We start from the raw sequence: 26,759 nt of genomic DNA, 5'->3' as shown, positions 1-26,759 counted from the left end.
TTGCGGGCTTTTCAACACCGGGGTGGAGACCCATATTGAAGGGGAGGAGGCGACGTCATGCCATTGCCACATTTCCTGCTGATGATCCTCGCGGTCGTCGTCGCGGCGCTGCTGACGCTTTGGGCATCCTTTGCCGCGGGCGTTCCGGAAATGGCGTTCCTGCTGATCGCGCTCAGCGCGGCGGCGCTGATCCATCTGGGCCATCGCAACGGGCATGACCACAGGGGCTAGGCCCTTGGACCCGCCGCCCCCCCGCGATCTCGGCCCGCCGCGCTGCCTGTGGCTTGCCTGCGGTGCCCTGGCGCGTGAACTGCTGGCGATCCGCGATGCAAATGGCTGGCGCCATGTCGACCTGCACTGTCTTCCGGCCGACCTGCATCTGCGCCCCGAGCGCATCCCCGACGCCGTCGAGGCCGCGGTCCGCCGCCATCGGGGTGGCTATGACCGCATCATCGTCGTCTATGCGGATTGCGGTACCGGCGGGCTGTTGAAGGCGTGCTGCGACCGGCTGGGTGTCCAGATGATCCCCGGCCCGCATTGCTACGCCTTCTTCGACGGCATCGAACCCCATGCTGCCCGCGCCGAGACGGAATTCACCGCCTTCTACCTGACCGACTTCCTCGTGCGGCAATTCGATGCCTTCGTCTGGCAGGCGATGGGGCTGGACCGCCACCCGCAACTGCGCGACGCCTACTTCGCCCATTACCGGCAGCTGATCTACCTTGCGCAGACCGAAGATCCCGCGCTGGACGCCAAGGCCGAGGCCGCGGCGCGGCGGCTCGGGCTGGCCTATCAGCGCCGGGCGACCGGGTACGGCGATCTGCCGGGCATTCTGTCTCAGCTTTCCAGTTCGGCGTCCCAGTAGAGGAAATCCATCCAGCTGTCGTGCAGATGGTTCGGCGGAAAGCGGCGGCCGACGGCGTGCATCTCGTCCGGGCTGGGCTGGCAGGGCTTGCGGCGCAGCGACATGCCCGAATGGCGCAGGCTGCGGTTGGCCTTGCGCAGGTTGCAGGGGCTGCAGGCGGCGACGACATTTTCCCAGCTGGTCACCCCCCCGCGCGAGCGCGGCACGACATGATCGAAGGTCAGGTCGCCCTTCGCGCCGCAATACTGGCAGCAGAACTCGTCCCGCAGAAAAAGATTGAAGCGCGTGAATGCCACGCGCTTCTGGGGTCTTACATAATCCTTCAGGACGACGACCGAGGGAATTCGGAACGCCTGCCTCTGACTTCGGACCACCTCGTCATATTCGGCGATGATCGACACGCGGTCTAGGAACACCGCCTTGATCGCCTCTTGCCAGGGCCACAGCGACAGCGGGTAGTAGCTGAGCGGGCGATAATCCGCGTTCAGCACCAGCGCCGGGTGATGCCGCAGCGCCGAAGGTTCGCGCACGAACTGGGTCCGGAAATCCGTCTGATGTCGCTCGTCCAGCATGCCGCCTTCCCGTCTGCCCCCTGCGGAGTACGATGGGGGGCGCCCTCAGATCCGTGACTTCGACTATATATCGCGGCCCCGATCTGGCAAGCCCCCGGATGTATTCGCGTTGTGGATGAAATAGCCGCTGTCGGTGACAGGGCCATGACAGATTGCCCGCTGCCCGCGCAACTGGCAGGCTGGGAAGATGACCGATCGCGCCCCCCGCCTTCTGGGCACGCTTGAAAGCGCCCTCTATGCCGACGATCTGGAAGCGGCGACCCGCTTCTGGCGCGATGTGATGGGGCTGAAACCGTTCCAGAGCCAGCCGGGCCGGCATGTGTTCTTTCGCATCACCGACCTGCCGCGCCCCCAGGTGCTGTTGGTGTTCCGTGCCGAGGCGACCGAGGTGCCGCCCGATGCCGATGCGCGATTGCCGGTCCCGCCGCATGGCGCCCGCGGACCGGGGCATTTCTGCCTCGCCGTGGCACCGGAAAGCCTTGGGGTCTGGCGCGATCACCTGATCGCGCGGGGCATCGGGATCGAGGCCGATTTCCGCTGGCCGAACGGCGCGCGGTCGATCTACCTGCGCGATCCGGCCGGAAACTCGATCGAGCTTGCAGACCCCGCGATCTGGGCGGGCGGCTGATCGCTATTTGCCCAACCGATCCTTCAGAAAGCCAAGCGCGACCGACAGCCCGTCGGGCGAGATGCCGTGGCCGGTGCCCTTCATCACATGGCCATAGACGGTGAAGCCAGCCTGTTCCAGCGCCTCGCCCGCCAGGCCCATCTCGGCGAAGGGCACCATCGGATCCTGATCGCCATGCACCAGCAGCACCGGCGGCTTGACGCGCGCCTCGTCCGCCAGGGTCTCGGGCGTCAGCAGGCGGCCCGAGAATCCGATGATGCCGGCCACCGCCTCGGCACGGCGCGGCAGCACATGCAGCGCCATCATCGTACCCTGCGAGAATCCGATCACCACCATGCGGTCGGCGGCCAGCCCCTCGTCGGCCAGCACGCGGTCGAGATAGGCGTTCAGCGCCGTGACGGATCGACCCATCGCCTGCTGCGCCTGCGCCTCGGACGACCCGTCCAGCCAGGGGATCGGAAACCACTGGTAGCCGAGGGGATTGTTGACGCTGGGCTCGGGCGCGTCGGGGGCGTGGAAGGCGGTGCCCGGAAGATGCGGGCCAAGCGGGTCCGCCAGGCCCAGCAGGTCGGCACCATCGGCGCCATAGCCATGCAGGAACACCACCACGGAATCGGCCGTGGCCGGGCCCTTGCGGGCGGATTTCAGGTCGGTCATCGAATTCCCTCGCGTCCCTTTGCCAGGCGGTAATAGGCCCACAGCCCGCGCGCCGCAACCGCCCGCCACGGCCGCCAGGGCTGCGCCATCTCGCGCAGCGCGGCGGGGCCGGGGCGGTCGGGCAGGCCATACATGATCCGCGCCGCCTCTTGCAGCGCCAGATCGCCCGCGGCCAGAACATCGGCGCGGCCAAGCGCGAATTTCAGATAGATCTCGGCCGTCCAGACACCGATGCCGGGCAGGGCGGTCAGGGCCGCGATCACCGCGTCGTCGGGCAGCGCGCGCAGGCCGTCCCAGTCCAGCCCGGCGGCGGCGATCCCCCGCAGATAGCGCGCCTTGGGCCGCGACAGGCCGGCGGCGCGCAGGTCATCCTCGGCGGCGGCGGCGGCGGCGATGGCCTGCGGGGATGTCAGCCCTGCCGTCTCGAGGCGCGACCAGATCGCCGCCGCCGCCGTGACCGAGATCTGCTGGGCGACGATGGCGCTGGCGATCGCCTCGAAGCCGTCAGGGCGCAGGCGCAGGGGCAGCGGGCCGATCTGCGGCAGGATGTCGGCCCAGACCGGGCAGGCCCGCGCCAGGTGTGCGCAGCCCTCGGCCAGATCGGCGTCGCTGCGGATCACTCGCATCGCGGCACCCGCGCGGCGCGACCGCCCCGCCGTCGCGGCGCATCGACCGGCTGGCAAGAACCCTCAAGCAGCACCGAGACCATCGGATGTGGCTGAGGACCCGATCCGGCGTTCGGGGCATAATGGCCCAGCAACAGCCGGATCGCCGCGGCCGGGTCGATGTCCGGCGGCAGGGACAGCGCCCAGTCGAGGAAGATAGACCGGCACTCGCCCGCCCCGATCCCCTCGATCCGGAAGCTTTCGCGGATCAGGTTCTTGGGATCGGCGCGCGCCAGATCGCCGGGTTCAGCCACGCTCGGCCTGCGCCTCGAGCTTCAGCCTCGTTTCCCAGGCCATCGAGATATGCTGGCGCAGTGCCAGATCGGCGGCCTTGCCGTCGCCCGCCGCGATCGCATCGACGATGCGCTTGTGTTCGGACAGCGCGGTTTCGCCGCGCCCTTCTGCGGCCAGCGATGTGCGCGCCATCAGCGCCATCGTGCGGTGAACGAGGTCCAGTTGCTGCACCAGGTAGCGGTTGTGCGAGGCCAGGTGGATCTGGTGGTGAAAGCGCTTGTTGGCGCGGGCCAGCGCCTCGGGATTGCCCATCGCCTTCTGGTCCTCGGTGACCATCTGGGCCAGCACGCGCACCTCCTCGGGGGTGGCGTGGCGGGCGGCGAGGCGGGCGGCCAGCGCCTCAAGCTCGGCGCGCACGACGTAAAGCTCGGCCAGCTGGTTGTGATCCAGCGAGGCGACGATCAGGCTGCGGCCGTCGCGCACCAGCATGGCCTGGGTTTCCAGCCGCTGCAGGGCCTCGCGGACCGGCGTGCGCGAGACGCCGAACCGCTCGGCCAGTTCGGATTCCACCAGCCGGTCGCCCGGCCGGTAGGTGCCCGATTCGATGGCGGCGAGGATCAGGGAATAGGCATCGTCCTTCATGGCCGACACGATTGGCCGGCCGCCCGGCAATTGCAAGCATCCCGTGCGCGCGCTAACAGGCGACATGGATTTCGCGCATGTCGACGTCTGGATCTTCGATCTCGACAACACCCTGTATCCGCCGCAGATGGCGCTGTTCCCGCAGATCGAGACGCGCATGACCGCCTATGTCATGCGGTTGCTGCAACTGCGCCGCGACGAGGCCGACCGTCTGCGGCGCGACTGGTGGCGCCAGCACGGCACCACGCTTGCCGGGCTGATGGCCGAACATGCGATCGATCCGCTGGACTATCTGGCCGAGGTTCACGACATCGACTTCACGGGCCTTGCCCCCGCGCCCGAGCTGTCGGCGGCGATCGAGGCGCTGCCCGGCCGCAAGCTGGTGCATACCAACGGCGATTCGACCTATGCCCGCAAGGTTCTCGCGGCGCGCGGCCTTGGCATGTTCGAGGCAGTCTACGGCATCGAGGAGACGGGCTTTCGCCCAAAGCCAGCCCGCGCGGCCTTCGAGGCGGTTCTGCGGATGGCGGCGATCGACCCGCGCCGGGCGGCCTTCTTCGAGGACGATCCGCGCAATCTGGTGGCGCCGCATGACATGGGGATGCGCACGGTGCTGGTCGGGCCGCCCCGACACGGCCCAGACACGGGTGCCGCGCTGCCCGGTTGCGACGCCATACCCCATGTGGATCACCGCATCGATGACCTCGTGGCCTTCCTGCGCGCGATTGCCCTCTGACCGCGATCCGGGGTAGACAAGGGGCTGAACGCGCCGTTCAGAAGGAGCCGATGCATGTCCCGTGAGACCGCGTCCGAATCCGCGCCCGCAGACACGCGCCTTGCGCTGCGCATCTACCTTGCCCTTGCCGCTGTGCTGGCGGTCCTGGCGCTGCTGGTCCTGTCTTTCGGCCTGCCGGCCCTTGGCCTCGTCGGCATCCTGCTGACCGTGGTGGTGTTCGTCGTGATGCTGGCCTTCACGGCCGGCAACTGACGCCAGCTTGCGCGGCAGGCTCGGCTCGAGAGGCAAGGGCGATGGATCATGACCAGATCGACATTCTCGTGTCGGGCGGCGGCATCGCCGGGCTGATCGCGGCCGCGGCATTCGGGGCCGAAGGGCGGTCGGTGCTGTGCGTCGATCCGGCCCTGCCGGTCATCGACGAGGCGGCGGAGGGCGCCGACCTGCGCAGCACGGCCTTCCTGTCGCCCGCGGTGGCCCTGTTGCAGCGGATCGGTCTGTGGCACGGGCTGGCGCCCCATGCCACGCCGCTGCAGGTGATGCGCATCGTGGATGCCGGCGGCGCGCGTCCCGAACCGCGCCTGATCCGCGATTTCGACGCGTCCGAAATCGGCGACGCGCCCTTCGGCTGGAATCTTCAGAACTGGCTGCTGCGGCGCGAGATCGCGGCGGCGATCGCCGCGATGCCGCGGGTGCGCCACCTGCCCGGCATCGGCACGGCGGGCGTCGTCGCGCGGGACGAAGGCGCGCTGGTGACGCTGACCGACGGGCGCCGTTTGCAGGCGCGGCTGCTGGTCGCCGCCGATGGGCGGGCCTCGCCGGTGCGCGAGGCCCTGGGGATAGGCGTGCGCACGCTGCGCTATGGCCAGAAGGCGCTGGCCTTTGCGGTGACGCACGAGATCCCGCATGCAAATGTCTCGACCGAGATCCACCGCAGCGGCGGCCCGTTCACGCTGGTGCCGCTGCCCGACCGGGCGGGGCGGCCCTGCTCGGCCGTGGTGTGGATGGATGGCGGCGCCGAGATCGCCCGGCTGGCCGCCCTGCCCGGCGACGAATTCGAGCTGGCGCTGAACGCGCGCTCGGCCGGGGTGCTGGGGCATCTGCGGCAGGCGACGGCGCTGGGCCAGTGGCCGATCATCAGCCAGATCGCGGACCGCTTTTCGGGACCGCGCACGGCGCTGATCGCCGAGGCTGCGCATGTGGTGCCGCCGATCGGTGCGCAGGGGCTGAACATGAGCCTTGCCGACCTCGCCGCGCTGATCGAACTGTCGCGCGACGAACCGGGCAGCGCCGCCAGCCTGCGCGCCTATGACCGCAGGCGGCGTTTCGAGGCGCAGGCCCGGCTGCTGGGCATCGATGCGCTGAACCGGGCCAGTCAGGCCGCGTTGCGGCCGCTGCGCGATTTGCGCGCGGCTGCACTGGGCGGGCTTTACGGCGTGGCTCCGGTGCGGCGGCTGATGATGCGGGCGGGGCTGGGGCTGCGCTGAACCGGCAGCATTGCCTTGCGTCCCGCGACCGCCGGGGGAGCACGCGCCCCCCGGACCCCCTGCGGGGCGTCGCGCGCGATCGGCGGCGATGCGGCTTGAAACGGGGCGGGAACGGTGCTATGCGCCGCCTGCGAGGACGACCTCCCCCGAAACGGGTGCAATCGCCGGGACGACCCGGCCGCTGCAAGAAGGTTTCTCGTCATGCCTTGGGTCATCCTGTTCGTCGCCGGTCTTCTGGAAATCGTCTGGGCCGGCGCGATGAAGCAGTCCGACGGCTTCAGCAGGCCGATGCCCACCGCGATCATGCTGGCCGGAATGCTGGGGTCGTTCTGGCTGCTGGCCGTCGCCATGCGTCATTTGCCCCTCGGCACGGCCTACATGGTCTGGACGGGAATCGGCGCGGTCGGCAGCTTCATCCTTGGCGTGATGCTGTTCGGCGAGGCGGTGACGATGGCGCGGCTGCTGGCGGCGGGGCTGATCGTCGCCGGGATCGTCACGATGAAGCTTGCCTCCTGACCGCTGGCCGGATCGGTCCGCGAGGGCCGGGTTTTCGGCAATTTCCTTTCGCCTCGGGCGGTGCTAGACCGCGCGCCAGCCAGAGGAGATCAGCCATGCCCGCCTATCGTTCCCGCACCACCACCCATGGCCGCAACATGGCGGGCGCGCGCGGCCTGTGGCGTGCGACCGGCGTGAAGGACAGTGATTTCGGCAAGCCGATCATCGCCATCGTCAACAGCTTCACCCAGTTCGTGCCGGGCCATGTCCATCTGAAGGATCTGGGCCAGGTGGTCGCCCGCGAGGTCGAGGCGGCAGGCGGAATCGCGAAGGAATTCAATACAATAGCCGTCGATGACGGGATCGCGATGGGCCATGACGGGATGCTGTATTCGCTGCCCTCGCGCGAGATCATTGCCGACAGCGTCGAATACATGGTCAACGCCCATTGCGCCGATGCGATGGTTTGCATCAGCAATTGCGACAAGATCACGCCGGGGATGCTGATGGCCTCGCTGCGGCTGAACATCCCGACGGTCTTCGTCTCGGGCGGGCCGATGGAGGCCGGCAAGGTCGTGTTGGAGGATGGCCGCGTCAAGGCGCTGGACCTGGTCGATGCCATGGTCGCCGCGGCCGATGATTCGGTCTCGGATGCCGATGTCGCGGTGATCGAACGCTCGGCCTGTCCGACCTGCGGCAGCTGTTCGGGGATGTTCACCGCCAATTCGATGAACTGCCTGACCGAGGCGCTGGGCCTGTCGCTGCCCGGCAACGGCTCGACGCTTGCGACCCATGCCGACCGCAAGCGGCTGTTCGTCGAGGCGGGCCACCTGATCGTCGATCTGGCCCGGCGTCATTACGAGGGCGACGACGCCAGCGTCCTGCCCCGTAATGTCGCCAGCTTTGCCGCCTTCGAAAATGCGATGACGCTGGACATCGCGATGGGTGGGTCGACGAACACCGTGCTGCACCTGCTGGCCGCCGCCCATGAGGCCGAGATCGACTTCACCATGTCCGATATCGACCGGCTGTCGCGCAAGGTGCCGGTGCTGTGCAAGGTCGCGCCCGCCAAGGCTGACGTCCACATGGAGGACGTTCACCGCGCCGGCGGCATCATGGCGATCCTGGGTCAGCTGGACCGGGCCGGGCTGCTGGATACCTCGGTGGGCAGCGTCCATTCGGGCACGCTGGCGCAGGCGCTTGATCGTTGGGACGTGTCGCGCACGGATGCGGCTTCGGTCCATGATTTCTACCGCGCGGCGCCGGGCGGGGTGCCGACCCAGACGGCCTTTTCGCAGGATCGCCGCTATGACGCGGTGGATCTGGACCGCCGGTCCGGGGTGATCCGCAGCGCCGAACACGCCTTCTCGCGCGATGGCGGGCTGGCAGTGCTGTATGGCAACCTGGCCGAGGACGGCTGCATCGTGAAGACCGCGGGCGTGGACGACTCGATCCTGACCTTCGAGGGGCCGGCGCATATCTTCGAAAGCCAGGATGACAGCGTCAGCGCCATCCTGACCGGCAAGGTCAAGCCGGGCGAGGTCGTGTTGATCCGGTACGAAGGCCCGCGCGGCGGGCCGGGGATGCAGGAGATGCTGTATCCGACCAGCTACCTGAAATCGAAGGGGCTGGGCAAGGCCTGCGCGCTGGTGACGGATGGCCGCTTTTCGGGTGGCTCGTCGGGGCTGTCGATCGGCCATGTCTCGCCCGAAGCGGCCGAAGGCGGCACCATCGGCCTTGTCGAGCAGGGCGACATCATCCGCATCGACATTCCCAACCGGGTGATCGAGCTGCGGGTCGACGACGCCACGCTGGCGGCCCGCCGCGCCGCGCGCGAGGCCGCAGGCTGGAAGCCCGCGAAACCGCGCCAGCGCAAGGTCTCGACCGCGCTGCGCGCCTATGCGGCGATGACCACCAGCGCCGCGCGCGGTGCGGTCAGGGTGATCCCGGACTGATCCGCGCGCCGGTGCCGGGCGCGGATCAGCGCCCGCGCCCGCCGGGCTTGCCCGAAGGCTTCTGACGGGCGGCGGCGGGTTTGGCCCAAGCGGCCTTGCCGCGCCCGGGCTTCTGATCGCGGGTCGCCGCGGGCTTGATGTCGGCCTTCCTGGCCTTGCGTTCGGCGGTGGTCCAGCGCGCCTTGCGCGAGCGTTCGGATGCGCCATCCTCGGCGGACGCGGCCGGCGCAGGCGCCTCGGCGTGGCGCGGCGCAGTGCGACGCGGACCGGAGGGCGCCGGGCGGTCCAGGCTGGGCTGGCCCGACAGGCGGCGCATGGTCAACCCGTCTTCCAGTTCGGTCTGCGCGCCGAAGCGGTCGGCCATGGCCTGCGCGATCTGAACGAAGGTCTCGTCCTCGCGCACCCGGATCGCCCCGATCGCGTCGCGGGTGATGCCGCCGGCCTCGCAGATCTTGGGGAGCAGCCAGCGCGCCTCCGCACGGCCGGTATGGCCGACCGACAGCGAAAACCACGCCGCATCGCCGAAATCGCCGCGGTCGCGCGGCACGATGGGGGCCGGGGCGCGGTCGCTGATGACGGTCAGTTCCTCGGGCGTCGGGCGGCCTTCGCGCCACATGCGGATGAAGGCTGCCGCCAGTTGCTGCGCGCCAAAGCGTTCCAGCAGCGCATCGGCCAGATCGGCCTCGTCCTCGGGCGCGGCCTGAAGCGCGGCGTGGTCAAGGATGCGCGCATCGTCGCGGGCCCGCACGTCGTCGGCCGAGGGGGCGGGCCCCCATGTCGCCTCGAGCCGGGCGGTCTTCAGCAGGCGCTGCGCCTTCTTCTGTTCGGCAGGCGGCACGATCAGCGCCGAGATGCCCTTGGCGCCCGCCCGTCCGGTGCGGCCCGAGCGGTGCAGCAGCGTTTCGGAATTCGTCGGCAGGTCGGCATGGATCACCAGTTCCAGCCCCGGCAGGTCGATGCCGCGCGCGGCGACATCGGTCGCGACGCAGACCTGCGCCCGCCCGTCGCGCAGGGCCAGCAGGGCGTGGCTGCGTTCCTGCTGGCTGAGTTCGCCCGACAGGGCGACCGCGCGGAAGCCGCGATTGGCCATCCGCGCCAGAAGGTGGTTCACATTGGCGCGGGTCTTGCAGAACACGATGGCCGTGCGCGGTTCGTGCAGGCGCAGCAGGTTGAAGATCGCCGGTTCGCGGTCGCGCGGCGTGACGTTCAGCGCGCGGTATTCGATGTCGACATGCTGGCGCGCCTCGCCCGCGGCGGTGATCCGCAGGGCGTCGCGCTGGAAATCCCGCGCCAGCTTCTCGATGGCGGGCGGCACCGTCGCCGAGAACATCAGCGTCCGGCGTTCGGACGGTGCGGCCCCGAGGATGAATTCCAGGTCCTCGCGGAAGCCCAGGTCCAGCATCTCGTCGGCCTCGTCCAGCACCGCGGCGCGCAGCCCCGACAGGTCGAGGCTGCCGCGCTCGATATGGTCGCGCAGCCGGCCCGGCGTGCCGACGACGATCTGGGCGCCGCGTTCCAGCGCCCGCCGCTCGTTGCGGTAGTCCATGCCGCCGACGCAGGTCGCGATCTGGCCGCCGGCCTCGGCGTAAAGCCAGGCCAGTTCGCGGGCCACCTGCAGCGCCAGTTCGCGGGTCGGCGCGATGGCCAGAGCAAGAGGCGCGCCGGTCTGCGGCAGCTGATCGGCCCCGGCCAGCAGGTCGGGCGCCATCGCCAGCCCGAAGGCCACGGTCTTTCCCGATCCGGTCTGCGCCGAAACCAGCAGGTCGCGTCCGTCGACCTCGGCGGCCAGCACGGCGTCCTGAACCGGGGTCAGGCTGGCATAGCCCTTGGCCGCCAGCGCCGCGGCCAGGGGCGCGGCAATCATGTCATGTGTCATCTCGTCGCCAGAAAATGGGGGCGCAGGGCCCGGCCAGCGGCACCCATCCCCGGATGGCGGGAAACCAGATCCCGCCGCAGGATAGCGGAGCCAAAGACGGGGCTGATAGACGCCGCGGCGGCGAAAGTAAAGCGCAAAGGGCCGCGTGGTCAGGCGGGGGCGGTCAGGCGGTGGCGGCCGGCGGGTTGCCTATCGCATCCGGCAGATCCGAGAGGCGTGTCACCACCCGCTCGGCCCCGGCCTCTCGCAGGCGGTCGGCATGGGCGTCGCGGATCTCGTCCAGATGGCTGCCGCCGACAAAGCCGATGGCGCGCATCCCGGCCGCGATCGCGCCGCGCACGCCATGGGGCGAGTCCTCGAAGACGACGCACCCGGCGGGCGCGGCGCCCAGCGCCTGCGCCGCATGCAGGACCAGATCGGGCGCGGGCTTGCCGCGCGCCACCTGATCGGCGCTGAAGCTGCGCCCCTCGAAATGCGGCGCAAGGCCCGACAACTGCAGCGTCCGGGTCATCCTGCGGATCGACCCGCCGGTGGCGATGGCCACGGACAGGCCGCGCCCCTTCAGCGTCTCCAGCAGGGGCAGCGCACCGTCGATCAGCCGCAGCCGTGTCTGGTAGAGGTCAAGGACCCGATCCTCGAAGCGGCGGGGGAAGTCGGGCGGGCAGGCCGCGCCCGAACGCATCGCGACATGATCGCAGATAACCCCGATCGAGACGCCCAGAAAGCGGTCGCGGATCTCCTCGGGTTCGGCGTCGTCGATGCCCAGGGCGCGCATCTCGGCCGCGATCGCGTCGAGGGCCAGAGGCTCGCTGTCAACAAGGCAGCCGTCGAGATCGAAGATAACCGCCCGAACATCCGCCACTGCAAACCCCCTTCTTCGCCATGATCCGACCCGCCGCGCCAGCCGGCCGCCCCTCAGATACGCTTTTCCGAGGCGCGGTCAAACAGGTGAACGCGCGAGACGTCGACATGATAGCCGATCTCGTCGCCGGGACGGGCGGCGATGCGGTCCTTGACGATGGCGTCGATCATCTCGCCCCCGGCGCGGGCAAAGATCTGGGTCGCGGATCCTGTCGGCTCCAGCACAACCACCTTGACCGGCACGCCGCCGGGGCCGACCGCGATATGTTCGGGGCGAATACCGTAGGTGACGGCCTGTCCGTCCGCCGCCGCCGTGTCGGGCAGCGGCAGGCGCAGCCCCCCGTCGGACAGGAAATGGCGCGTCCCGCCCTCGCTGGCGACGGTGCCGTGGACGAAGTTCATCGACGGCGAGCCGATGAAGCCCGCCACGAAGACGTTCTGCGGGTTGTCATACAGGTCCAGCGGTGCGCCGATCTGTTCGACCCGGCCATCGCGCATGACCACGATCTTGTCGGCCATGGTCATCGCCTCGATCTGGTCGTGGGTGACATAGACGATGGTCGTCTTCAGCCGCTGGTGCAGTTCCTTGATCTCGACCCGCATGGTCACGCGCAGCTTGGCATCGAGGTTCGACAGCGGCTCGTCGAACAGGAACACCTGCGGATCGCGGACGATCGCGCGGCCCATCGCGACGCGCTGGCGCTGGCCGCCAGACAGCGCCTTGGGAAACCGGTCGAGATATTTCGTCAGATCCAGGATCTCGGCGGCCTTGCCGACCTTCTCGGCGATCTCGGCCTTTGGGCGTCCGGCCATCTTCAGCGGAAAGCCCATGTTGTCGGCCACCGTCTTGTGCGGATAAAGCGCGTAGGACTGGAACACCATGGCGATGTCGCGGTCCTTCGGAATCACGTCGTTGACGACCCGGCCGCCGATCGAGATGGTGCCGCCGCTGACCTCTTCCAGTCCCGCGAGCATCCGCAGCAGCGTGGACTTGCCACAGCCCGAGGGGCCGACCAGCACGACGAACTCGCCATCCTCGATATCGACGCTGACGCCGTGCATGACCTGGACATTGCCGTACCGCTTGACGACGTCGCGGATCTGGACATTCGACATGGCTGTGCCTCCTTATTGCGGCAGTTCGATCTGCATCTTCACGTCGCCGGCCGGCGCCGATGCAGCGATCTCGAAGGCGCGCACGCTGTCGTCGAAATCGAAGGTTCGGGTGATCAGCGGCTTCACGTCGATGGCGCCGCTGGCGATCATCGCGACGCAGCGCGGGAACACATGGGCATAGCGGAAAATGTTTTCGACGCGCGCCTCGCGGACCATGGCGGCGCCGGCATCATAGGCAACCGGCTCGGCCTGGCCGCCGATCATCACCACGCATCCGCCGGGCGCGAGGGGCGCGAACATACCCGCCGCCGCACGGGGCGATCCGGTCGCCTCGAAAACGATGTCGCAGCCCCAGCCGTCGGTATCGGCCAGCACGCGCCGGGCGATGTCGTCCTGCGCGACGTTGACGGCGGTGATCGCCGGGCTGAGGCTTTCCGCGATCTCCAGCTTCTTCGGGGCGATGTCGGTGACATAGACCCGCGCGCAGCCGCCCGCCAGCGCCGCCAGCGCCGTCACCAGCCCGATCGGCCCCGCGCCCAGCACCACGGCGATGTCGCCGGGCCGGATGCGCGCCTTGGTCGCTGCATGGACACCCACCGCCAGCGGCTCGACCATCGCCGCCTCGGCGAAGCTGACGGTCTCGGGCAGCTTGAAGGTGAAGGCCTCGGGATGCACGCAGGTCGGGCGCAGGATGCCATGGACGGGCGGCGTCGCCCAGAAGCGCACGGCGGGATCGACATTGTACATGCCCATCCGGGTGGCGCGCGAATTGGGGTCGGGGATGCCCGGCTCCATGCAGACGCGGTCGCCGACGGCCAGCGTGGTCACCTCGGCGCCGGTCTCGATCACCGTGCCCGAGGCCTCGTGGCCCAGGATCATCGGGTCGGTCACGACGAAGGGGCCCAGCCGGCCGTCCACGTAGTAATGCACGTCCGATCCGCAGATGCCGACCGTGTGCAGCCGGATGCGAACGTCGCGCGGGCCCAGATGTTCCTCGGCGCGGGCGATGTCCGGGAAGTCGCGCAGCGACAATTCGCCCTTCTTTTCCATGACAAGGGATTTCATGCGGTCAGCCCTTCGTGATGATCAGCGCGGCCAGGGCCAGCGCGATGGCGTTGGAGATCCAGATCGACGGTCCCATCGGCTCGATGAAGCGGAACCAGAACAGCGACAGCGCCACCCAGACCACTACCGAGATGAACAGCCGGTCGAACCAGTTGGTCTCGATGGGCAGGAAGCCGGGCTTGGCTGCCTCGGGGGTGTCGTCGTCGGGGCGGGTGCCCGGAGCCGGGCGGTCGAGAGGGTCGGTCATCGCGCTATCCTTTCACGGCGCCGAAGGTCAGCCCGGTCACGATGTGACGCTGGACCATGCCGAAGACGATCAGCGCGGGGATCAGCGTGAAGACCGAGATCGCGGCCATGATCCCCCATTCGGTCCCGGTGGTGGTGACATATTCGGACAAACCGGTGGTCAGGGTGCGGGCGTTGAAATTGGTCAGGGTGGCGGCCAGCAGATATTCGTTCCAGGCAAACACCCAGGTCAGGATCAGCGTGACAGCAAGGCCGGGCCGGCACAGGGGAAAGACCACCTCTGTGATGACCTTCCAGGGGCTTGCGCCATCGACGAAGGCGGCCTCGTCCAGTTCCTTCGGGATGCCGTCGACGGTCGGGCGCAGCGTCCAGATCGCGAAGGGCAGGTTGAAGGTGCAATAGACCAGGATCATGCCGATCCTTGTGTCCAGCAGGCTGAAATCGCCGATCCGGTAGACCTGCGTCATCAGCAGGAACAGTGGCAGCAGGAACACCGCGGGCGGCGCCATGCGGTTGGTGATCGTCCAGAAGAAGATCGATTCCTTGCCGCTAAGGTCAAAGCGCGACAGCGCATAGCAGGCGAAAAAGCCAAGCGTGGTGCAGAGCAGCGCGTTGCCGGTCGAGATGATCAGCGAGTTCAGCATGTATTCGCGCAGCGTGCGGTCGTTCAGCACGTCGATGTAGTTCTGCCAGTAGACGCTGCGGAGGATCACGTCGGGGGTCGAGAACAGCTCGACCGCGGGTTTCACCGACACCACGAACAGCCAGTAGATCGGGAACAGCGTCAGGAAGCTGATGAAGATCCAGAACAGGATCGACAGCCACGGATTCTTGCGCCGCATCGGATCAGCCCTTCTTCGTGTTGCGGGGGGCCAGCATGCCGACATAAAGCAGCCAGCAGACCACGATGGTCAGGTATAGGACGATCACCGACACCGCCGAGCCATAGCCGTAATTGGTACGCGGAAAGACCTCCTTGAAGATGTGCACCCCGACATAGCGGGTGGCCGAGCCTGGGCCGCCGCCGGTCAGCATCAGCACCTCGTCCACCGTGCGCAGCGCGTCCATCAGCCGGATGAAGACGGTGGCGACGACGGCCGGGGCGATCATCGGAAGGGTGATGTGCCAGAAGATCTGCCGCTTGTTGGCGCCGTCGATCTGGGCTTGCTCGAACGGGTCGGGCGGCAGCGACACGAGGGCCGCGATCAGGGTCAGCGTGACGAGCGGCGTCCAGTGCCACACATCCATGATGACGGTGATGGCAAAGGCCGCGCCGGCCGACTGGCCGATGTTGAGGTCATAGCCGAACCAGCTGTCCAGAAGATGCGGGATGATGCCGATGGAGGGCGTCGTCATCAGCTTCCAGATCGAGCCGACGATGATCGGCGCCATGATCAGCGGCAGGGTATGGATGGTGCGGAAGATCGCCTTGCCGGGAAAGTCCTTCATGAAGGCCTGCGCCAGCAGATAGCCGATGATCAGCTCGGTCAGGACGGCGAAGAAGACGAAGGCCATCGTCACGCCAAGCGAGGCCAGGAAGCCCGCGTCGAACACCACCTGCCGGAAGTTGTCGGCGCCGTTGAAGATCATCTCGGGATTGGCCGCGAAGGGGTTCCACTGGTGGAACGCCACATAGATCACGTAGAAGAACGGCACCACGCCGAACAGGAACAGCACGGCCAGCGTCGGCGCCAGCAGCAACCATCCCAGCTTCCTGGATTGCATCGTCCTCTCCTTCGACTTCGTGCGGGGGCAAGGTCATGGGGTGCCGCGCGGCGCGGCTGTGGGCAGGCCCGTTGCGCCCTGGGGCCGGCCGGTCGCCTGGGGGGTGGCCTCACAGCCGGACCGCCGCCGGGGCGGCGGCCCGGTCCGGTCGCTACTTGCGATAGCCCAGCGAGGTCAGTTCCTCTTCAGCCTTCGCGGCCATCTGGTCCAGCCCCTCGTCCGGGCCGATCTTGCCGGTCAGGATGTCGTAGAAGATCGGCGCCGTCGCCTCGCGGACCTGGGCGTGGAACGGGTATTCCGGCGCGCCCTTGAACAGGTAGCCCTGATCCTTGAGCATGTCGTAATAGCCGCCAAGCTCGGTGTTCAGTTCGGCCACCTTGGGCGAGTCGTAGGTCGAGGTCAGCGTGATGCGCGGTGCGGCGACCGCCCATTCTTCCTGAACCTCGGGCAGCGCCATGAATTGCAGGAACAGCAGCGCCGCGTCCTGGTTCTTCGATGTCACCGGCAGGCCGAAGGCGCCGCCATCGTAATAGCCGATATAGCCGGTGCCGCCCTCGACCTGCTCGAGGATGCCGTCCTGCATCGGCGGCAGGGCGACGCCGACATTGCCGACCACCTTGGATTTCGATTCGTCCGATGCGATCCATGCGGCGTTCTCGCCATAGACCAGCCCCTGCGCGGCCCGGCCCGCGGCGAAGGTCGTGGCCACCTCGGTCCAGGTCGACTGCACCGATTCGGGGGGCGCGATGTCACGCATCGACAGCCACCACTTCAACGCTTCCTTCGATTCCGGCGAATTCATGGTGCCGCCGTTCTCAACCGAGGCGGCATAGTTGTTCGCCGCGTCGATGCCCCAGTTGTAGACGCCATAGGTCGGCGCGACCGATTCGAAGAATTCGTACCAGGATGCCGGGTGTCCGGTATGGGCCTGCGCGGTCGTGCCCCACAGGTCCAGCCCCTTGTCCTTGCCCCACTGGGTGAAGAACTGCGCGATCTCGGCATAATCGGCATGGTTGGTGGCGGGGGCAAGGTCCTTGCCGGTCTTTTCCTTGAAGGCGGCCTGCACCTCGGGGTCGTTGAACAGGTCGGTGCGATACAGATAGACCTTGATGAAGGCCTCCATCGGCACGCCGTAAAGTTCGCCATTCGCGCCGCGGAAATTGTCGGCGAAGGTGGTGAAATTCGCCTCGTCGTAATTTGCGGCCTTCAGGTCGGGCTTGTCGGCAAGCGCCTTGGTCAGGTCGACCAGGAAGTTGCGCGCCATGTAGGCATAGACGATGTCCTGTTCGATGTAGATCATGTCATAGATGCCGGTGCCGGCCTCCATGTCCTTGATCGCCTTGTCATACATCTGATCCCACGAGGTCGTCTCGACATCGACGCGGATGCCGGTCAGTTCCTCGAACTTGGGCGCCAGCACGTCCGAGATGAAGTTCGAGGGCGGCGTCGATTCGGTGACGCCGCGCAGCGTCACGCCATCGAACTTCGCCCCGGCCTCTTTCCACCAATCCTCGTTTCCGATCTGCAATTCCTGCGCAAAGGCGCCGCCCGTCGCCACCGCGAGGCTCAGCAGCGATGCGCCGAATACATGTCTCATTCCCATCTCATCCTCCCTGAAATCATTTGGGGGACCGCGTGTCCGCACCACGCCGGGCTGTCCGCCCATGCGCTTTCCCCGACGGCACTATGCAAATGTATCGTCCGTGATGCAAGTGTTATTTTTCAGATGTATGTCTTGCCATTCATTTGTATCGTATGCCACTGTCTGGACGAATCGACTGGCGACCGGATGGGGAGGGACGGCATTGCCGCAGGCGCGCGACACGCAGGACGACAGCGACGCCTTTGCGGTCGAGGTGTGCTGGCACTACTACGTCAACGGCATGACCCAGGCCGAGATCGCCAGCCAGATGGACGCCACGCGGCTGCGCGTGAACCAGGCGATCCAGCGCGCGAAATCGCTGGGCATCGTGCGGGTCGAGATCGATTCTCCCTTCGCCGCCCGGTTCGAGCTGCAAGAGGCGCTGCGCCGCGAACTGGGCCTGCGCCGCGTCATCATCGCGCCGGCCCGGCGCGATCCGCATGACTATCACGGCCCGGTCGGCGCGGCGCTGGCGATCTTCCTGACCGAAAGCCTGCGCAACCGCCGCTGGTCCTCGATCGGCGTGTCCTGGGGCATGACGCTGGATCAGGCGGTCCGCAGGCTGCCTCCGCAATCCTGGCCCGATCTCGAGATCGTCTCGATGATGGGCGGCACCATGAAGGGCGCCTCGTTCAACTCGTTCAGCATCGCCTCGGGCTTCGCGGGCGCGCTGGGGGCCAGCTATGCGCTGCTGGCCGCGCCGATCTTCCTGTCCGAGGGCGTGGATCGCGCCCGCTTTCTGGCGCAGGACAATTTCCTGCAGCACTTCGACAGGTTCCGCAGGCTGGACGCGGCGATCCTGACGGCCAGCGACGTGTCGGGCCGGTCCTTCCTGGTGGCAAACGGCATGCCGCACGAAGGCTCCGCCGACGAGCTGATCGCGGCGGGCGCCATCGGCGACGTGCTGGGCCGGTTCCTCGACCGCGACGGCAACGCGGTCGATCACCCTCTGTCGGGCCGCACCATCGGTGTCGAGATCGAGACATTGATGGCCGTGCCCGAAAAGATCCTTGCGGCTGCCGGGCCGCACAAGGTCCGCATCATCCGCGCGGCCTCGCGTCGCGGGCTGGTCGATACGCTGGTCACCGATGACGTGACCGCGGAACTGATCCTTCAGGACGGCGCCGCCGACCCCGCGCCCTCCGCATCGCCGGGAGGCATGACATGAGACGACTTGGCATCCATTCCTTCGTCTGGACCGACGGGCAGAGCCAGGAGGGGCTTGAACGGGCGCTGGAAAGCTCGGCCCGGCATGGTTACCGGATGATCGAATTCGCCTATCTGCGACCCGAGAGGTTCGACCTGGACCGGCTGGCACGGATCGCCCGCGACCACGACATCGAGATCGTGGTGACGATGGGCCTGCCGGCGGATGCGGATGTGTCCTCGACCGATCGCGATGCCGTCGCCCGCGGCACGGCTCTGCTGGCCGATGCGGTGCGCGCGGTGCGCGACATCGGCGGCATCCGGCTGGGTGGCATCCTGTATTCGCGGCACGGCAAATACGACCGGATGCCGACCGACGACGGCTGGAAGAACAGCGTCGAGGCGATCGCGAAAACGGCCGAACTGGCGCGCGACTGCGCTGTGCAGATCGTCCTCGAGGTGGTGAACCGCTTTGAATCGAACCTCATCAATACCACCGCGCAGGGGCTGAAATTCCTGCGCGATACCGGGCGCGACGACGTGTTCCTGCATCTTGACAGCTTCCACATGAATATCGAGGAACCCGACCCCGCCGCGGCCATCCGGCTTGACGGCGACCGGGTCACCTATTTCCATGTCGGCGAGAATTACCGCGGCTTCCTTGGCACCGGCACGATCGATTTCGATGCGATCTTCCGCGCGCTGGTCGAGATCGGCTATGACCGCGACATCGTGTTCGAAAGCTTCTCGCGCGCGATCGTGGACGAGGGCCTGTCGCTTGCCTGCGGCATCTGGCGCGACACCTGGACCGACAACGATCCTCTGGCCGCCCATGCCAGGCGCTTCATCGAGATGAAATGGGACGAGGCGCAGCGCCAGAAGCTGACCCTTGCCAGCGCCTGATCCGCCGTGACGCAATCGCCACCCGAAAGGACAGGGCCGATGTCCAACATCCTTGCCCCCGACGCCCTCGGACCGACCATCTGCGCGGGCGAGATCCTGGTCGAGATCATGGCGACCTCGGTCGGCGAGGGGTTCTCGGCGCCGGTCGAAATGATCGGCCCCTACCCAAGCGGCGCCCCGGCGATCTTCATCGACCAATGCGCCCGGGTGGGCGGCAGCGCGGCGATGATCGGCGCGGTCGGGCGCGACGATTTCGGCAGGGTCACCCTCGACCGGCTGGCCGCGGACGGGGTCGACATCTCGGCCGTCGCCGTCGATCCCGACCATCCGACCGGCACCGCCTTCGTGCGCTATCGCCCCGATGGCGACCGCGATTTCGTCTACAACATCACCCGTTCGGCCGCCGCGCGCTTTGGCTGGACCGATGCGGTCGAGGCGCTGGCGGCGCGGGCCGGGCATCTGCACGTCATGGGCTCGGCGCTGGTGATGGCTGGCGCCGCCGAGGTGATCGAGGCCGCCGCGCGCCTCGTGAAGGCGCGCGGGGGCACGCTGTCGCTGGACCCGAACCTGCGCAAGGAACTGGCTTACGGCGCCGACACCGAACGACGGTTTGCCGAAATCGTCGCGATGACCGACCTTCTGTTGCCCTCGGGGGACGAATTGCAGCGCGCGTCGGGCGTGGAGGGCCGCGACGCCGCGCTGGCGAGGCTGTTCGCGATGGGGGTGCGCGAGGTCGCCCTCAAGCAGGGCCGCGCGGGCGCGACGGTCCATCGGCCGGACCTGCCGCCCGTCCATGCCGAGGCCTTCGCGGTGGACGAGATCGATCCGACCGGCGCCGGCGACTGTTTCGGGGGCGCCTATGTCACCTGCCGGCGTCTCGGCCTGAGTGTCGAGGACGCGCTGACCTATGCCAATGCCGCCGGGGCGCGCAACGTGACCATGCGCGGGCCGATGGAGGGGGCGGGGACCCGCGCCGATCTGGACCGCTTCATCGCCGCCACGCCCCGGCGCGCGCCATGACCGCGGTGCTGGATCATCTGGCCGCGCTGCACCGCGACGGCAGCCCGCAGGGCATCACCTCGGTCTGTTCGGCCCATCCTCTGGTGTTGCGCGCTGCGCTGCGGCACGCGCGCGACCGCGGCAAGCCGGTGCTGATCGAGGCGACCTGCAACCAGGTGAACCATCGGGGTGGCTATACCGGCATGACGCCTGCCGATTTCGCGGCGCTGGTCCACCGCATCGCCGCGGAAGAGGGCTGTCCCGCCGGGCTGGTGCTGCTGGGCGGCGATCATCTGGGCCCGAACCCGTGGCGACACCTGCCGGCCGAAGCCGCCATGGCCGAGGCCGGACGCATGGTCGCGGCCTATGCCGGCGCGGGCTTCGGCAAGATCCACCTCGATGCGTCCATGGGCTGCGCGGGCGAGCCCGCCGCGCTGGACGACCTGACGACCGCGCGCCGCGCCGCGCGCCTGGCGCAGGTGGCCGATGATGCGGCGCAGGCGGCCGGCGCTGCGATGCCGCGCTTCGTCATCGGAACCGAGGTGCCGCCGCCGGGCGGCGCCGATCACGTCCTCGACGGCATCGTTCCGACCTCGCCCGAGGCTGCGCGCCGGACTATCGCCATCCACCGCGAGGTGTTTTCGGCGGCCGGGCTTGATGACGCCTTTGGCCGCGTCCTGGCGGTCGTCGTGCAGCCGGGGGTCGAATTCGGCAACCACAACGTCATCGCCTATGACAGCGCCACCGCGCAGCCGCTTGCCGCGGTCCTGCGCGACGCTCCGCAACTGGTGTTCGAGGCGCATTCGACCGATTATCAGGGCGTGGCCGCGCTGGCTGCGCTGGTGCGCGACGGCTTCGCGATCCTGAAGGTCGGCCCCGAGCTGACATTCGTCCTGCGCGAGACGCTGTATGCGTTGGACCTGATCGCGGCCGAGCTTCTGCCCGATTACGGCTCTCGCCGGCTGCGCGATGCGGTTGAGGCGCAGATGCTGGCATCGCCCGATCACTGGCAGCGCCATTACGGCGGCGATCCGGCGCAGCAACGACTGCTGCGCCACTATTCGCTGTCGGACCGGGTGCGCTATTACTGGGTGCAGCCCGCGATCGAGGCGGCCGTCGCCGCGCTGGTCGCGGGTCTTCGCGGACGGCAGGTGCCGCTGCCGCTGTGGCGCCAGTTCCTGCCCGACGCCGCCGACCTGGCCGCTGCCCCGCTGGACCCGCAGGCCCTGCTGATCCGGCGCGTCACCGCCTGCCTTGCCGGCTATGACGCCGCCTGCACCCCCAAGGATGAGAGGATGATCCATCATGTCGCTTGACCGCTTTCGCCTGGATGGAAAGGTCGCGCTTGTCACCGGTGGCAATCGCGGCATCGGCCTTGCCATCGCGACGCTGTTCGGCGTGGCCGGCGCGCGTGTGATGCTGACCGGCCGCGCCGAGACCGACGGGATGCGCGAGCTTCTCGCCAGCGCGCCCGACCGCTTTGCCTGGGTGGCCGGGGATGTCACCGATCCCGCCGTACCGGACGCGCTGGTGCGCGCGACGCTGGATCGTTTCGGCCGGCTGGACGTGCTGGTCAACAATGCGGGCGTCGCCGCGAACGGGGATTTCCACGAATTCGACGACGCGCAGCTGGCCCATATCACCGAAACGAACCTGATCGCGCCCTTCCGCATCGCCCGCGCGGCGGTCCGGGCGATGCTGGATCAGGGCGGCGGGTCGGTGGTCAATATCGGCTCGATCTCGGGCCATGTCGCCAACAAGCCGCAATTGCAGGTGGCCTACAACGCCTCGAAGGCCGCGATCCACCAGATGACGGTGACGATGGCCTTCGAATATGCCGCGCGGGGCATCCGCGTGAACGCGCTGGCGCCGGGCTATGTCGTCTCGGACATGACGGCGGGGGGCATCGCGAATGCCGAGTGGAACCGCGTCTGGACCGAGAACACGCCCATGGGCCGCTTTGCCACGCCCGACGAGATGGCCACATGCGCGCTGTTCCTGGCGTCGGACGCGGCCTCCTATGTCACCGGCGCGGTGCTGAAGGCCGATGGCGGCTATACCACCCATTGATCGCAGGACGATGCGAAAGGACAGATGCAGATGAGCACGACATTCGAAGGCAAGGTGGCGGCGATCACCGGGGGCGCGTCGGGCATCGGCCTCGCCACGGCCGAGGCGCTGCTGGCCCAGGGTGCGCGCGTGGTCCTGGTGGATCGCGACGCGGCGGCGCTGCGCGATCTGGTCGCGCGCCACGGGGCGAACTGCCTCGCGCAGGTCACCGATCTGCTGGACCCGGCCAGCTGCAACGAGATGGTGCCGCAGATCCTGGCCCGGACCGGGCATATCGACATCCTGCACTGCAACGCCGGCAGCTATATCGGCGGCGACCTGTCCGAGGTGGCCGACCCCGCCGCGATCGACCGGATGCTGAACCTGAACGTCAATGCGGTCATGAAGAACGTTCACGCGGTCATCCCCCACATGACCCGGCGGGGCAGCGGCGACATCGTCGTGACCTGCTCGGTGGCGGGCCATTCCGCGATCCCGTGGGAACCGGTCTATTCCGGGTCGAAATGGGCGATCACCTGCTTTGTCCAGACCATGCGGCGCCAGCTGATGCGGCATGGCATCCGGGTGGGACAGGTGTCGCCGGGCCCGGTGATCTCGGCCCTGCTGGCCGACTGGCCCGAGGAGAATTTGCGCAAGGCCAAGGAAAACGGCGCGCTGATCGAGCCGTCCGAGGTCGCCGAGGCCATCCTGTTCATGCTGTCGCGCCCGCGCAATGTGACGATCCGCGACATGATCGTGCTGCCCTCGAATTTCGACATCTGACGCAGGCCGACGCGCGGCAGAGGAGGAGTGGATGACCGATCTCAGCGGGCTGACCGCCCTGATCACCGGGGCCGCGGGCGGCATCGGCACCGCCCTGGCCGAGGGTTTTGCCGCGGCCGGCGCACGGCTTGCGCTTGTCGACCGGCAGGACCCGCAGGACCTGGCCTGCCGGCTGGGCGCGGATCACCGGGCCTTCACCGTCGATCTGGGCGACCCGGCGCAGATCGCGGCCTGCATCGACGAGGTCGGCCGGACGATGGGCCTGGACATTCTTGTCAACAATGCCGGCCTCGGGATCGTCTTCCCGCTGGAGGCGGTCGATGTCGAGGCCTGGGACCGCACCCTGCAGATCAACCTGCGGGCACCCTGGCTGGCGGCGGCAGCCGCGCTGCCTTGGCTGAAACGCTCGGGGCGGGGGCGGATCATCAACCTGGCCTCGCAGGCCGGGATCGTGGCGATCGCCGAACATGCGGCCTACGGGGCCAGCAAGGCCGGGCTGATCAACCTGACGCAGGTGATGGCGGTGGAATGGGCGCGGCACGGCATCACCGCCAACGCGATCGCGCCGACCGTGGTCGAGACGCCGATGGCGCTGGTCGGCTGGTCGGGCGAAAAGGGCGAACAGGCCCGGCGCGAGATCCCGGTGGGCCGCTTTGCCCAACCGCGCGAGATCGCGGCAGCGGCGCTGTATCTGGCCTCGGCCGATGCGGGCATCATCAATGGCGCCACGCTGGTCGCGGATGGCGGCTACACGATCCGCTGAACCGCGCCGCCGCCCCGTGACATGCGAAGGCCGCCCGCGAGGCGATCGCGGACGGCCCTGCCGGTCTTGTCCCGGGCGCGCGGCCTACAGCGTGCGCTCGACTTCCTCGCGCTCGAAGATCTCGATGACGTCGCCGGGGCGGATGTCGTCGTAATTCTCGAAGGCCATGCCGCATTCCTGGCCGGACTGCACTTCCTTGACCTCGTCCTTGAAGCGCTTCAGCGTCTTCAGCGTGCCTTCGTGGATCACCACGTTGTCGCGCAGCAGGCGGACGCCGGCCGACCGCCGGGCGATCCCCTCGGTGACCAGGCAGCCCGCGACCTTGCCGACGCCGGTGACCTTGAAGACTTCGCGGATCTCGGCATAGCCGATGAAGTTCTCGCGGACTTCGGCAGACAGCAGGCCCGAGGCGGCGGCCTTGATGTCGTCCACCAGGTCGTAGATCACCGAGTAGTAGCGGATCTCGACGCCCTTCTGGTTGGCGCTGTTGCGGGCCGGCGCGTTGGCGCGGACGTTGAAGCCGATCACCGGGGCATTGCTGGCCTCGGCCAGCCCGATGTCGGACTCGGTGATCGCGCCGACGCCGTAATGCAGCACGCGCACGCGCACCTCGTCGTTGCCGACCTTTTCCAGCGCCTGCACGATCGCCTCGGCCGAGCCCTGCACGTCGGCCTTGACGACCACCGGCAGTTCCGCGACGCTTTCATCCGCCTTGGCCTTGGCCATCAGCTGTTCCAGCGTGGTCGCCGCACCGGCGGCCGCGCGCTTGTCCTTCGAGGCCTGCTCGCGGTAGTCGGCGATCTCGCGGGCCTGCGCCTCGGTCTCGACCACGTTCAGCACGTCGCCGGCCTCGGGTGTGCCGTTCAGGCCCAGGACCTCGACCGGGACCGACGGGCCGGCTTCGTCGACGCGGTTGCCCTTGTCGTCGATCAGCGCGCGGACCTTGCCCCATTGTTCGCCGACCACGAAGATGTCGCCGCGCTTCAGCGTGCCGTTCTGGACCAGCACGGTCGCGACCGGGCCTCGGCCGACATCCAGCTGGGCCTCGATCACGGCGCCCTGTGCGGCGCGTTCCGGGTTGGCCTTCAGTTCCAGGATCTCGGCCTGAAGGGCGATCGCCTCCAGCAGGTCGTCAAGCCCCTGTCCGGTCTTGGCCGAGACCTCGACATCCTGCACGTCGCCCGACATCTTCTCGACCACGACCTCCTGGTGCAGCAGCGAGGTGCGCACCCTGTCGGGATCGGCGTCGGGCTTGTCGACCTTGTTGATCGCCACGATCATGGGCACCTTGGCGGCCTTGGCGTGGTTGATGGCCTCGATGGTCTGCGGCATCACCGCGTCGTCGGCGGCGACCACCAGCACGACGATGTCGGTGACCTGGGCGCCGCGCGCCCGCATCGAGGTGAAGGCCGCGTGGCCGGGCGTGTCGAGGAAGGTCAGCACCGCCCCCGACTCGGTCGTCACCTGGTAGGCGCCGATATGCTGGGTGATGCCGCCCGCCTCGCCCGACACGACATTGGCGTGGCGGATGGCGTCCAGCAGCGAGGTCTTGCCGTGGTCGACATGACCCATGATAGTGATGATCGGCGGGCGGGGATGCAGATCCTCGTCCTTGTCATCGACCGACACGATCACCTGCTCGACATCGCTGTCGCTGACGCGCAGCACCTTGTGGCCGAATTCCTCGATCACCAGTTCGGCCGTGTCGGCGTCGATGGGCTGGTTGATGGTGACCATCATGCCCATCTTCATCAGCGACTTGACCACGTCGGCGGCGCGTTCGGCCATCCGGTTGGCGAGTTCCTGCACCACGATGGTTTCCGGCAGGCGAACCTCGCGCACCTGCTTTTCGGGACGGACCGACTGGCCCATCGCCTTCTGGCGGGTGCGTTCCTGCTTGCGCTTCATGGCGGCCATGCTGCGCTGGCGGCCGCCCTCGCCGTTGAGCGCCTGGTTCAGCGACAGCTTGCCGCCGCGGCGGTTGTCGTCCGTCTTGGTCTTGGCGGTCTTGTCGCGATCGGCGCGTTCGGTGCGTTCCGGCTTGCGCGCCACGCCGGTGCTGACGCCCTTGGTCTCGGCGCGCGAGGCCGCGGCCTCGATCGCGGCCTGATCGGGCGCGGCGGGCCTGGCGGTCGCGGCGGCGCCCGGCTTGGGACGCTCCTGCCGCGGCTCGGCCTTGCGGCGGGCCTCGTCGGCGGCGTCCTGCACGGCCTGCCCCTCGGCCAGCGCCTTGGCCTTCTGGGCCTCTTCGCGTTCCTGTTCTTCGCGGGCCTTGGCCTCGATCTCGGCGCGGCGACGCTCGCGTTCCTCCTCGCGGGCCTTTTCCTCGGCCAGACGCTGTGCCGCGTCATCGGCCTCGCGCGCCTTGGCGGCGGCAAGGGCCTTCAGGCGGCGCTCCATCTCGGCTTCCGAGATCCCGGCCGGGCGCTTGGACGGATCGCTGGCATGTTTCGACACCAGCGGCGACTTGGCCTTGTCGACCACGCCGGTCTGCGCGGCGCCGGTCTTGGGCACCACGACGCGCTTGCGCTTGGTCTCGACGACCACATTCTTGGTGCGGCCGTGGCTGAAGCTTTGCTTAACCTGACCCGGACGGCCGCCGGTGCCACCGCCAAGGCCAAGGGTCGATTTTCCGTCTTTGTCGCTCATCTG

29 protein-coding genes are annotated in these 26,759 nt (G+C 68.3%); 15 read left to right on the top strand and 14 right to left on the bottom strand.

Features of this window, described 5'->3' with window-relative positions:
• Positions 1-57: 57 nt before the first annotated feature.
• Together Q5Y72_RS14935 and Q5Y72_RS14930 are read left to right on the top strand one after the other, a co-directional pair.
• The gene (locus Q5Y72_RS14935; protein WP_305964224.1) at positions 58-231 is read left to right on the top strand and encodes a hypothetical protein; all 174 of its coding nucleotides are present in this window, start codon (positions 58-60) and stop codon (positions 229-231) included.
• Entirely contained in the window at positions 215-865 is a 651-nt protein-coding gene (locus Q5Y72_RS14930) for a DUF1638 domain-containing protein (protein ID WP_305964223.1), read from the top strand. Before Q5Y72_RS14935 ends, Q5Y72_RS14930 begins: the two co-directional genes overlap by 17 nt.
• On the opposite strand, the gene Q5Y72_RS14925 is transcribed toward Q5Y72_RS14930, so the two are convergent.
• Positions 838-1,437 carry an HNH endonuclease gene (locus tag Q5Y72_RS14925; protein WP_305964222.1) on the bottom strand — a complete coding sequence of 200 codons (600 nt, stop codon included), beginning with the start codon at positions 1,435-1,437 and terminating at the stop codon, positions 838-840. The genes Q5Y72_RS14930 and Q5Y72_RS14925 overlap by 28 nt on opposite strands.
• Positions 1,438-1,624: 187 nt before the next feature.
• On the opposite strand from Q5Y72_RS14925, the gene Q5Y72_RS14920 reads away from it, so the two are divergent.
• Positions 1,625-2,065: a VOC family protein gene (locus Q5Y72_RS14920; protein ID WP_305964221.1), complete on the top strand. Its 441-nt coding sequence runs from the start codon at positions 1,625-1,627 to the stop codon at positions 2,063-2,065.
• Positions 2,066-2,068: 3 nt separating this feature from the next.
• Here Q5Y72_RS14920 and Q5Y72_RS14915 read toward each other — a convergent pair whose 3' ends face one another.
• The 4 genes from Q5Y72_RS14915 to Q5Y72_RS14900 are packed head-to-tail and all read right to left on the bottom strand — an operon-like array spanning position 2,069 to position 4,263.
• Positions 2,069-2,722, bottom strand: a complete 654-nt coding sequence (locus tag Q5Y72_RS14915) for an alpha/beta hydrolase (RefSeq protein ID WP_305964220.1) — start codon at positions 2,720-2,722, stop codon at positions 2,069-2,071.
• Entirely contained in the window at positions 2,719-3,348 is a 630-nt protein-coding gene (locus tag Q5Y72_RS14910; protein WP_305964219.1) for a DNA-3-methyladenine glycosylase family protein, read from the bottom strand. The genes Q5Y72_RS14915 and Q5Y72_RS14910 overlap by 4 nt, the downstream gene beginning before the upstream one ends.
• Complete coding sequence (locus tag Q5Y72_RS14905; RefSeq protein ID WP_305964218.1) at positions 3,339-3,641, bottom strand: hypothetical protein; 303 nt, start codon at positions 3,639-3,641, stop codon at positions 3,339-3,341. The genes Q5Y72_RS14910 and Q5Y72_RS14905 overlap by 10 nt, the downstream gene beginning before the upstream one ends.
• Complete coding sequence (locus tag Q5Y72_RS14900; protein ID WP_305964217.1) at positions 3,634-4,263, bottom strand: GntR family transcriptional regulator; 630 nt, start codon at positions 4,261-4,263, stop codon at positions 3,634-3,636. The genes Q5Y72_RS14905 and Q5Y72_RS14900 overlap by 8 nt, the downstream gene beginning before the upstream one ends.
• A 64-nt stretch (positions 4,264-4,327) precedes the next feature.
• Between Q5Y72_RS14900 and Q5Y72_RS14895 the strand changes: the two genes are divergently transcribed.
• From Q5Y72_RS14895 to ilvD, 5 genes are all read left to right on the top strand, one after another.
• Positions 4,328-4,999 carry a pyrimidine 5'-nucleotidase gene (locus tag Q5Y72_RS14895; RefSeq protein WP_305964226.1) on the top strand — a complete coding sequence of 224 codons (672 nt, stop codon included), beginning with the start codon at positions 4,328-4,330 and terminating at the stop codon, positions 4,997-4,999.
• 54 nt (positions 5,000-5,053) lie between these two features.
• Complete coding sequence (locus tag Q5Y72_RS14890) at positions 5,054-5,251, top strand: hypothetical protein (protein ID WP_305964216.1); 198 nt, start codon at positions 5,054-5,056, stop codon at positions 5,249-5,251.
• 41 nt (positions 5,252-5,292) lie between these two features.
• Positions 5,293-6,483, top strand: coding sequence for a UbiH/UbiF family hydroxylase (locus Q5Y72_RS14885; protein ID WP_305964215.1), 1,191 nt, complete (start codon positions 5,293-5,295; stop codon positions 6,481-6,483).
• Positions 6,484-6,684: 201 nt separating this feature from the next.
• Positions 6,685-6,999, top strand: a complete 315-nt coding sequence (locus tag Q5Y72_RS14880) for a DMT family transporter (protein WP_305964214.1) — start codon at positions 6,685-6,687, stop codon at positions 6,997-6,999.
• Positions 7,000-7,094: 95 nt separating this feature from the next.
• On the top strand, positions 7,095-8,933 hold the full coding sequence (ilvD, locus tag Q5Y72_RS14875) for a dihydroxy-acid dehydratase (RefSeq protein WP_305964213.1): 1,839 nt from the start codon (positions 7,095-7,097) through the stop codon (positions 8,931-8,933).
• Positions 8,934-8,958: 25 nt separating this feature from the next.
• Here ilvD and Q5Y72_RS14870 read toward each other — a convergent pair whose 3' ends face one another.
• The 8 genes from Q5Y72_RS14870 to Q5Y72_RS14835 all read right to left on the bottom strand — a co-directional run bounded on the left by Q5Y72_RS14870 (position 8,959) and on the right by Q5Y72_RS14835 (position 17,419).
• The gene (locus Q5Y72_RS14870; protein WP_305964212.1) at positions 8,959-10,809 is read right to left on the bottom strand and encodes a DEAD/DEAH box helicase; all 1,851 of its coding nucleotides are present in this window, start codon (positions 10,807-10,809) and stop codon (positions 8,959-8,961) included.
• A gap of 163 nt (positions 10,810-10,972) precedes the next feature.
• Complete coding sequence (locus tag Q5Y72_RS14865; RefSeq protein WP_305964211.1) at positions 10,973-11,671, bottom strand: HAD family hydrolase; 699 nt, start codon at positions 11,669-11,671, stop codon at positions 10,973-10,975.
• A 53-nt stretch (positions 11,672-11,724) separates the two neighbouring features.
• Positions 11,725-12,786 (bottom strand): ABC transporter ATP-binding protein, encoded by a 1,062-nt coding sequence (locus Q5Y72_RS14860; protein ID WP_305964210.1) that lies wholly within the window; start codon positions 12,784-12,786, stop codon positions 11,725-11,727.
• A gap of 12 nt (positions 12,787-12,798) precedes the next feature.
• Positions 12,799-13,851, bottom strand: coding sequence for an NAD(P)-dependent alcohol dehydrogenase (locus Q5Y72_RS14855; RefSeq protein WP_305964209.1), 1,053 nt, complete (start codon positions 13,849-13,851; stop codon positions 12,799-12,801).
• 4 nt (positions 13,852-13,855) lie between these two features.
• Positions 13,856-14,098, bottom strand: coding sequence for a DUF2160 family membrane protein (locus tag Q5Y72_RS14850; protein WP_305964208.1), 243 nt, complete (start codon positions 14,096-14,098; stop codon positions 13,856-13,858).
• Between the two features lie 4 nt (positions 14,099-14,102).
• Positions 14,103-14,939: a carbohydrate ABC transporter permease gene (locus tag Q5Y72_RS14845; RefSeq protein ID WP_305964207.1), complete on the bottom strand. Its 837-nt coding sequence runs from the start codon at positions 14,937-14,939 to the stop codon at positions 14,103-14,105.
• A 4-nt stretch (positions 14,940-14,943) separates the two neighbouring features.
• Positions 14,944-15,822, bottom strand: a complete 879-nt coding sequence (locus tag Q5Y72_RS14840; RefSeq protein WP_305964206.1) for a carbohydrate ABC transporter permease — start codon at positions 15,820-15,822, stop codon at positions 14,944-14,946.
• A 151-nt stretch (positions 15,823-15,973) separates the two neighbouring features.
• Entirely contained in the window at positions 15,974-17,419 is a 1,446-nt protein-coding gene (locus tag Q5Y72_RS14835) for an extracellular solute-binding protein (RefSeq protein ID WP_305964205.1), read from the bottom strand.
• A 208-nt stretch (positions 17,420-17,627) separates the two neighbouring features.
• Between Q5Y72_RS14835 and Q5Y72_RS14830 the strand changes: the two genes are divergently transcribed.
• From Q5Y72_RS14830 to Q5Y72_RS14800, 7 genes are read left to right on the top strand one after another with little or no spacing between them, the layout of a single operon-like run.
• Entirely contained in the window at positions 17,628-18,632 is a 1,005-nt protein-coding gene (locus Q5Y72_RS14830; protein WP_305964204.1) for a sugar-binding transcriptional regulator, read from the top strand.
• Complete coding sequence (locus tag Q5Y72_RS14825; protein ID WP_305964203.1) at positions 18,629-19,513, top strand: sugar phosphate isomerase/epimerase family protein; 885 nt, start codon at positions 18,629-18,631, stop codon at positions 19,511-19,513. The genes Q5Y72_RS14830 and Q5Y72_RS14825 overlap by 4 nt, the downstream gene beginning before the upstream one ends.
• A gap of 39 nt (positions 19,514-19,552) precedes the next feature.
• Positions 19,553-20,533, top strand: a complete 981-nt coding sequence (locus tag Q5Y72_RS14820; RefSeq protein ID WP_305964202.1) for a tagatose kinase — start codon at positions 19,553-19,555, stop codon at positions 20,531-20,533.
• A complete protein-coding gene (locus tag Q5Y72_RS14815) occupies positions 20,530-21,828 on the top strand; it encodes a D-tagatose-bisphosphate aldolase, class II, non-catalytic subunit (protein ID WP_305964201.1) in 1,299 nt (432 codons plus the stop codon). The genes Q5Y72_RS14820 and Q5Y72_RS14815 overlap by 4 nt, the downstream gene beginning before the upstream one ends.
• On the top strand, positions 21,818-22,582 hold the full coding sequence (locus Q5Y72_RS14810; protein WP_305964200.1) for an SDR family NAD(P)-dependent oxidoreductase: 765 nt from the start codon (positions 21,818-21,820) through the stop codon (positions 22,580-22,582). Before Q5Y72_RS14815 ends, Q5Y72_RS14810 begins: the two co-directional genes overlap by 11 nt.
• A gap of 30 nt (positions 22,583-22,612) precedes the next feature.
• Positions 22,613-23,344 (top strand): SDR family oxidoreductase, encoded by a 732-nt coding sequence (locus Q5Y72_RS14805; protein WP_305964199.1) that lies wholly within the window; start codon positions 22,613-22,615, stop codon positions 23,342-23,344.
• Between the two features lie 31 nt (positions 23,345-23,375).
• A complete protein-coding gene (locus Q5Y72_RS14800; protein WP_305964198.1) occupies positions 23,376-24,107 on the top strand; it encodes an SDR family oxidoreductase in 732 nt (243 codons plus the stop codon).
• Positions 24,108-24,191: 84 nt separating this feature from the next.
• Here Q5Y72_RS14800 and infB read toward each other — a convergent pair whose 3' ends face one another.
• On the bottom strand, positions 24,192-26,756 hold the full coding sequence (infB, locus tag Q5Y72_RS14795) for a translation initiation factor IF-2 (protein ID WP_305964197.1): 2,565 nt from the start codon (positions 26,754-26,756) through the stop codon (positions 24,192-24,194).
• Between the last annotated feature and the right edge of the window lie 3 nt (positions 26,757-26,759).

Source organism: Paracoccus spongiarum (genome assembly GCF_030732095.1).
Lineage (GTDB): Bacteria > Pseudomonadota > Alphaproteobacteria > Rhodobacterales > Rhodobacteraceae > Paracoccus > Paracoccus spongiarum.
This window is presented reverse-complemented; position numbering and strand designations above follow the sequence as displayed.

What these genes read in the sequence shown, in the direction of transcription:
- Q5Y72_RS14935 (WP_305964224.1), top strand. Translation starts at nt 58, where the DNA reads ATGCCATTGCCACATTTCCTGCTGATGATCCTCGCGGTCGTCGTCGCG.
- Q5Y72_RS14930 (WP_305964223.1), top strand. Translation starts at nt 215, where the DNA reads ATGACCACAGGGGCTAGGCCCTTGGACCCGCCGCCCCCCCGCGATCTC.
- Q5Y72_RS14925 (WP_305964222.1), bottom strand. Translation starts at nt 1,437, where the DNA reads ATGCTGGACGAGCGACATCAGACGGATTTCCGGACCCAGTTCGTGCGC.
- Q5Y72_RS14920 (WP_305964221.1), top strand. Translation starts at nt 1,625, where the DNA reads ATGACCGATCGCGCCCCCCGCCTTCTGGGCACGCTTGAAAGCGCCCTC.
- Q5Y72_RS14915 (WP_305964220.1), bottom strand. Translation starts at nt 2,722, where the DNA reads ATGACCGACCTGAAATCCGCCCGCAAGGGCCCGGCCACGGCCGATTCC.
- Q5Y72_RS14910 (WP_305964219.1), bottom strand. Translation starts at nt 3,348, where the DNA reads ATGCGAGTGATCCGCAGCGACGCCGATCTGGCCGAGGGCTGCGCACAC.
- Q5Y72_RS14900 (WP_305964217.1), bottom strand. Translation starts at nt 4,263, where the DNA reads ATGAAGGACGATGCCTATTCCCTGATCCTCGCCGCCATCGAATCGGGC.
- Q5Y72_RS14895 (WP_305964226.1), top strand. Translation starts at nt 4,328, where the DNA reads ATGGATTTCGCGCATGTCGACGTCTGGATCTTCGATCTCGACAACACC.
- Q5Y72_RS14890 (WP_305964216.1), top strand. Translation starts at nt 5,054, where the DNA reads ATGTCCCGTGAGACCGCGTCCGAATCCGCGCCCGCAGACACGCGCCTT.
- Q5Y72_RS14885 (WP_305964215.1), top strand. Translation starts at nt 5,293, where the DNA reads ATGGATCATGACCAGATCGACATTCTCGTGTCGGGCGGCGGCATCGCC.
- Q5Y72_RS14880 (WP_305964214.1), top strand. Translation starts at nt 6,685, where the DNA reads ATGCCTTGGGTCATCCTGTTCGTCGCCGGTCTTCTGGAAATCGTCTGG.
- ilvD (WP_305964213.1), top strand. Translation starts at nt 7,095, where the DNA reads ATGCCCGCCTATCGTTCCCGCACCACCACCCATGGCCGCAACATGGCG.
- Q5Y72_RS14870 (WP_305964212.1), bottom strand. Translation starts at nt 10,809, where the DNA reads ATGACACATGACATGATTGCCGCGCCCCTGGCCGCGGCGCTGGCGGCC.
- Q5Y72_RS14860 (WP_305964210.1), bottom strand. Translation starts at nt 12,786, where the DNA reads ATGTCGAATGTCCAGATCCGCGACGTCGTCAAGCGGTACGGCAATGTC.
- Q5Y72_RS14855 (WP_305964209.1), bottom strand. Translation starts at nt 13,851, where the DNA reads ATGAAATCCCTTGTCATGGAAAAGAAGGGCGAATTGTCGCTGCGCGAC.
- Q5Y72_RS14850 (WP_305964208.1), bottom strand. Translation starts at nt 14,098, where the DNA reads ATGACCGACCCTCTCGACCGCCCGGCTCCGGGCACCCGCCCCGACGAC.
- Q5Y72_RS14845 (WP_305964207.1), bottom strand. Translation starts at nt 14,939, where the DNA reads ATGCGGCGCAAGAATCCGTGGCTGTCGATCCTGTTCTGGATCTTCATC.
- Q5Y72_RS14840 (WP_305964206.1), bottom strand. Translation starts at nt 15,822, where the DNA reads ATGCAATCCAGGAAGCTGGGATGGTTGCTGCTGGCGCCGACGCTGGCC.
- Q5Y72_RS14835 (WP_305964205.1), bottom strand. Translation starts at nt 17,419, where the DNA reads ATGAGACATGTATTCGGCGCATCGCTGCTGAGCCTCGCGGTGGCGACG.
- Q5Y72_RS14825 (WP_305964203.1), top strand. Translation starts at nt 18,629, where the DNA reads ATGAGACGACTTGGCATCCATTCCTTCGTCTGGACCGACGGGCAGAGC.
- Q5Y72_RS14820 (WP_305964202.1), top strand. Translation starts at nt 19,553, where the DNA reads ATGTCCAACATCCTTGCCCCCGACGCCCTCGGACCGACCATCTGCGCG.
- Q5Y72_RS14815 (WP_305964201.1), top strand. Translation starts at nt 20,530, where the DNA reads ATGACCGCGGTGCTGGATCATCTGGCCGCGCTGCACCGCGACGGCAGC.
- Q5Y72_RS14810 (WP_305964200.1), top strand. Translation starts at nt 21,818, where the DNA reads ATGTCGCTTGACCGCTTTCGCCTGGATGGAAAGGTCGCGCTTGTCACC.
- Q5Y72_RS14805 (WP_305964199.1), top strand. Translation starts at nt 22,613, where the DNA reads ATGAGCACGACATTCGAAGGCAAGGTGGCGGCGATCACCGGGGGCGCG.
- Q5Y72_RS14800 (WP_305964198.1), top strand. Translation starts at nt 23,376, where the DNA reads ATGACCGATCTCAGCGGGCTGACCGCCCTGATCACCGGGGCCGCGGGC.
- infB (WP_305964197.1), bottom strand. Translation starts at nt 26,756, where the DNA reads ATGAGCGACAAAGACGGAAAATCGACCCTTGGCCTTGGCGGTGGCACC.